Raw genomic sequence first — 5,564 nt, forward strand, 5'->3', positions numbered from 1 at the left:
ATAATTATTGATAGAAACGAAATCTTAAAAAGATACAAGCCAATAGAAAAGTTAACTCATAAAGGCTTACAAGGACATGCCTTACTTATTGGTGGAAGCTATGGAAAAATAGGAGCAATATGTCTGTCCAGCAAAGCCGCACTCAAAACAGGTTGCGGTTTAGTGACAGCTTTTGTTCCAAAATGTGGTTATGAGATTGTTCAGATTGCTGTTCCTGAGGTAATGGCAATAACCGATCAACATAAAAAACATCTTTCAGAAATTAGTTTTAATGTGGAACCAGACGCTATTGGAATTGGTCCAGGAATGGGGCAGCATATAGAAACTCAAAAAGCGTTTCATGATTTTTTATCAAATAAAAGTATTCCAATGGTTATTGACGCCGATGGGTTGAATATTTTGGCACAAAATCCGACTTGGATGGCTTTGGTTCCGCCAAAAACGATTTTAACTCCACATCCTAAAGAATTGGAACGATTGATTGGAAAATGGAACTCAGAAGAAGAAAAGTTTAGTAAAACTGTTGCTTTTTCATTAGAAAATCAGGTGGTAATTGTGATGAAAGGTGCACCAACTCATATTGTTGACGGCGAAACCATTTATAAAAATACTACTGGAAATCCTGCTTTGGCTACTGCCGGAAGTGGAGATGTTTTAACAGGGATGATTACAAGTCTTTTGGCACAATCGTATAAACCTGTAGATGCTGCAATATTAGGAGTGTATTTGCATGGATTGACCGCTGATATTGCTTTGCCCGAAACTGGATATCAATCTTTTATAGCTTCAGATTGTATTGCACATATCGGTAAAGCCTATTTGAGTCTTGAATAGAGTTTCTGAGATTCTAAGTTGCTAAGTTCCTGAGAAAAAATCTTAGCAACTTCGAATCTTAGTAACTATTTACGCGTTGGGTGAAATTATCTTTAAACACATAGAAACATAGAATTTATAGTTTTTTTTAAAAGAGCTAAATAACCGTTTTCACTCCTCACATAGCTGTATATGTGAAAAATAGTGCTATTTCTATTCATTCTTTTCAGATTAGTTATAAAATCTATGTCTCTATGTGGTTCATTTTTTGTTCAAACAGAATTTCACCCAACGGGTTAACTATTTATATTTCCAAACCAAAACATCTGCCGTTTTCATAGACGGAGTTCCAATGATAATTTCAGCATTTGGAGAGATTTTCATTTCGTATATCTTATCAGAATAATTTACTGCTATTCCAAAACCATCACGGTATTCTACCGTTATTCCTTCTGGATAATTTTCAATTGGAATGTTTTGTTGTTGGTATAATTTGGTTAAAACTTGTTTTTCAAGCTCACCATTTTTAGAATCAACTCCGATGTAAGTTACTGTTCCTTTTCCTAATTTATGTGAAATAACAGCAGGAGTGCCGGCATAGAAATCACCTTGGTATGTTCCCCAGATTTCGGTCTCTTTGTTTGGTTTTAATAAATCGCCCCAGCTTACCCATTCAAATTCCTGATTGTTGAATTTAATTTTGTCTGGAGATTGTGGCATTAATAGATCATACGATTCGATTTCAGAACCAATCAATTTCCACATTGGCTGATAAAATTTAGCTTCCCAAAGATGCCCTTTACGATTTTGAATTCCTGTACGGCAACTCAATACCAAGTTTCCTCCATTTTGAGCATAAGCTGTCAATTTATCAATCATTTGTTGGTCAATCATTTGATAAGCAGGTACAATTAGAACAGGATAATTTGAAAAATTAGTAGTATCTCGAACAAAATCCACTGGAGCACCAAATGATTTTACAGCTTTGTAATATTTCTTAAAATGTTCCTCGGTATTCCATTGATTGGTTTGCTTGTTTAGGTTAATTCCCATTACATTATCAGCATTGAATAAAATTCCAGTTTTGCGTTGTAAATAAGCTTTAGGCAATTGTGCTTTTGGATCGTATTTTTTGCGAAGTGTATTAATGTCTTTGATAAATTGGCTAAATTCCTGTCCGCCAGGAGTAGGAGTAACACCATCGGTTCCAACGATTCCGTAATGAAATTGTTCGTAGCCATATAAAGGAGCGCGAAAACGATAGGTACAAGTAAATTTGCTTCCGCCAGCAAAAACGTTCCATAACCATAATCGCATAGCGCCAGATAATGGCTGAGGGTTAATACTTCCCCAGTTTACTTGTCCCGGTTGCAATTCCATAACGCCATAAGCTCCTTTCATTGGACGAAAAAAATCATTTGCAAATGGAATTCGGGAATATTCTCCAACGCGATAACCTTTTGGACCGATACCCAAATCACCACCATAAACCATATATCGGGTGTAACTTACAAAGTCTAATTCTTTGCTCATTCCAACATAACCTACATCATACATCGGAATATAATTAGAAGTTATCCATTGGTTTGGACTAGAAAATTTGCGAATTTCTTTAGCTTGATTGTCAAGAAAAGTGGCGGTTTCACTATCAGCAAAACGATAATGATCGAGTTGCGAGTGTAAGTTCATTCCCCAAACGGCGTGTAACGGAATATTGATTTCATCAAAACTACTGTAAGTTCCGCTCCAGAAATTGTTTCCCCAAGCTTCGTTGAGAACATCAATGGTTTTATATTTTTCTTTTAACCAATCACGAAATCGTTGTTCAGCATCTTTTCCATAGTCCAAAAAACGACGTGGTTCATTATCAATTTGCCAACCAATGATGCGTTTGTCATTGCCATATCTTTTAGCTAATTCGGCAACCATTTTTAAAGAATAAGTTCGGTAATAATTATTGGAAAAAGTAGCATGTTGACGTGTACCATGATCCATTTTTGTACCATCTTCGTTGGTTGCTAGTACATCGGGATGTTTGCGAACGAGCCAAACCGGAGGCGTAGCTGTAGAGGTACACATAATTACTTTTAAATGATATTTTGCTGCAAGTTCCAGTGATTTGTCAAGCCATTTGAAATCGTATTTACCTTCTTCTGGTTCTAGTTGTGCCCAGGCAAATTCTGCAAAATGAGTAAACTCAAAACCCATTTTTTCCATGTTTTGAAAATCACGTTCCCATTGTGAAGGATCCCAATGTTCTGGGTAATAATAAACTCCTACTGAGGTTAAATCTTTGGTTGGGAAAAATTTCTCTAATTTTTGCGCAAATGTTACTGTGCTAAAAAAAAGAAGTAACGCCAGGAAGTATCGTTGAAACAATACAGCAATTTTATAATTCATAGTAACAAAGATTATAAGTGTGTGAATTACAAATATAAGTTTTTTAAGAAAAGTTTAATTGTTTAAGTTTAAAAGGTTCAAATGTTTAAGCTTTGTGCGGACTGTTTGCTAAAAACTTAGCATCTTAGTTTCTGGGCAACTCAGTGACCTTAAAAGAAATTTGTAAGTTTGTAATTCCTAAAAATGCATTATGAGAAAACCACTTGAATTACGAACTGTCAATGTCACGCGTTATATTTCGCCATTACGGGAAGGAGGGTCTTTGCCAGCTTTGGCCGAAGCCGATGATGATTTTAAATATGTTTTAAAATTCAGAGGAGCGGGTCATGGTGTAAAAGCTTTGATTGCAGAATTCATTGGAGGAGAAATCGCCAGAGTTTTAAAGTTGAAGATGCCAGAATTAGTATTTGCTAATTTGGATGAAGCTTTTGGTCGTACCGAAGGCGATGAGGAAATTCAGGATTTATTGCAAGGTAGTCAAGGGCTGAATTTAGCTTTACATTTTCTATCAGGAGCGATAACTTTTGACCCTGTAGTAACAAAATTGTCACCTGAGTTATCTTCGCAAATTGTTTGGTTGGATGCTTTTATTACCAATGTTGATCGTACGTTTCGAAATACAAACATGCTTATTTGGCATAAAGAATTATGGTTGATTGATCATGGTGCTTCTCTTTATTTTCATCATTCCTGGAATAGTTGGGAAACACATGCCAAAAGCCCTTTTGCTTTGATAAAAGATCATGTTTTATTACCACAAGCCAGTTTGTTGAAAGAAACTGATATTGCTTTTAAAGCAATACTTACTGAAGATATTTTGCAGGAAATAGTCAATTATATTCCGGAAGATTGGCTTCAATGGGAAGGAAGTGAGCAAACTCCAGATGAAATCAGAGGAGTTTATTTTCAGTTTTTATGGACGCGATTGAATCATTCAGAAATTTTTATAAACGAAGCCCAAAATGCAAGAGAAAAACTTATATGAGTATGCCGTTATTCGCGTTGTGCCTAAGGTAGAGCGCGAAGAATTTCTAAACGTAGGCATTATTCTTTTTTGCAAAAAAGCAAAATTTATAAAAATGCTTTACACGGTCAATGAAGCCAAATTATTAATACTTTCAGAGGATTTTGATTTGGAACAACTAGCACTGAATTTAGAATCCTTTGAGAAAATTGCGATAGGAGGGAAGGATGGAGGGCCAATTGGAGAATTTGATATTCCGTCACGTTTTCGATGGTTAACTGCGATTCGGAGTTCAGCAATACAAACTTCCAGGCCGCATTGTGGATTGTGTGATGATTTGGATGAAACCATTCAGCGTTTATTTGAAGAATTGGTGTTGTGATTTTTTATAATTCATTTTACAACTAGTCATGTTGTCAGTTCGAGTGCAGTCGAGAACCGCTTTGGAATCTTGACTGCGGTCGATGTGACAAAAAATGATTAATAGAACCCGTTGGGTGAAATTATTTTTAACCACATAGAAACATAGAATTAATAGTGCTCTAAAAGGATTTGATAGTCGTCTCACTTATCACATAGTCTATGCGAAAAATAGGCCTATTTCTACTCTTTCTTATTGATTTACTATTAAATCTATGCATCTATGTGGTTTGTTTTTTGTTCAAACTTGACCCAACCGACAGTTTCACCCAACGGTTTAATAGATTTTGATTCAATAGAATTATTTATCCAACTTTTTTATTTTTTTACAAACACAGAAAAATCTCTATACAATGCTGTTCTAGAAAACATATGCCTTAAACCAATTCTCCCTTCAAGAACAGCTGGAGTATTGCTAAGATTCCAAGTGAATAATTTTGAGATATTTTTTCCAACTACATTAAAATAGAGTTTTTCGCGGGTTTTGATTACTGTTATTTTATAAGTTTCTCCAGTGTTAAATAAACCAGTTTCGAAACTCGCTGATGGAATCTCTGTTATCGTATTAAAGTTTTGACCAGAAAGTACCGGATATATTCGGGCTCGGATATAATCTTTTTTGATGTCTGTATTTTTATTATCAAATGAAGCGTAACTAATATGCAATGTTTTCATATTATTAAAATACGTTTTCATTGCCGGGATTTCCCTTAAATTATTCCACTTCGTTATATCTTCCGAATAAGGAGCGACACCGATACCTGTTGCCTGAATGTATAAAATAGTTGCATAAATTGTTTTGGCGTCTGTTTTGGTATAATTGTATTCGATTTTTAAATCCCCTTTAAACGAATCTTTTGTCCATAAAACGGCATTGTAGGCATCATCTCCTTCGATGTTTCCTGGATTAAAAAGCATTCCTTCTTTTGTGTTTTTAATATCAGCATGAAGTCCGTCCAAAAACCAT

General features: G+C 35.2%; 5 protein-coding genes. 3 read left to right on the forward strand and 2 right to left on the reverse strand.

Going from position 1 to position 5,564, the window contains the following annotated elements; genetic code table 11:
• The coding region (locus VLC96_RS12520; RefSeq protein ID WP_325263383.1) for an NAD(P)H-hydrate dehydratase at positions 1–834 on the forward strand (834 nt) is incomplete at its 5' end.
• Between the two features lie 279 nt (positions 835–1,113).
• Here VLC96_RS12520 and VLC96_RS12525 read toward each other — a convergent pair.
• The gene (locus tag VLC96_RS12525; protein WP_325263384.1) at positions 1,114–3,213 is read right to left on the reverse strand and encodes a beta-galactosidase; all 2,100 of its coding nucleotides are present in this window, start codon (positions 3,211–3,213) and stop codon (positions 1,114–1,116) included.
• 190 nt (positions 3,214–3,403) lie between these two features.
• Here VLC96_RS12525 and VLC96_RS12530 point away from each other — a divergent pair, with 190 nt between their 5' ends.
• Together VLC96_RS12530 and VLC96_RS12535 are read left to right on the forward strand one after the other, a co-directional pair.
• Positions 3,404–4,198 carry a HipA family kinase gene (locus VLC96_RS12530; protein WP_325263386.1) on the forward strand — a complete coding sequence of 265 codons (795 nt, stop codon included), beginning with the start codon at positions 3,404–3,406 and terminating at the stop codon, positions 4,196–4,198.
• The gene (locus VLC96_RS12535) at positions 4,176–4,559 is read left to right on the forward strand and encodes a DUF3037 domain-containing protein (protein WP_325263388.1); all 384 of its coding nucleotides are present in this window, start codon (positions 4,176–4,178) and stop codon (positions 4,557–4,559) included. Before VLC96_RS12530 ends, VLC96_RS12535 begins: the two co-directional genes overlap by 23 nt.
• Before the next feature lie 356 nt (positions 4,560–4,915).
• Here VLC96_RS12535 and VLC96_RS12540 read toward each other — a convergent pair.
• On the reverse strand, positions 4,916–5,564 hold a 649-nt coding region (locus VLC96_RS12540; protein ID WP_325263390.1), incomplete at its 5' end, for a DUF1961 family protein.

Source organism: Flavobacterium sp., assembly GCF_035456085.1.
Taxonomy (GTDB): Bacteria; Bacteroidota; Bacteroidia; order Flavobacteriales; family Flavobacteriaceae; genus Flavobacterium.

Coding starts and splice junctions, on each gene's coding strand:
- VLC96_RS12530 (WP_325263386.1), top strand. CDS start 3,404: ATGAGAAAACCACTTGAATTACGAACTGTCAATGTCACGCGTTATATT.
- VLC96_RS12535 (WP_325263388.1), top strand. CDS start 4,176: ATGCAAGAGAAAAACTTATATGAGTATGCCGTTATTCGCGTTGTGCCT.
- VLC96_RS12525 (WP_325263384.1), bottom strand. CDS start 3,213: ATGAATTATAAAATTGCTGTATTGTTTCAACGATACTTCCTGGCGTTA.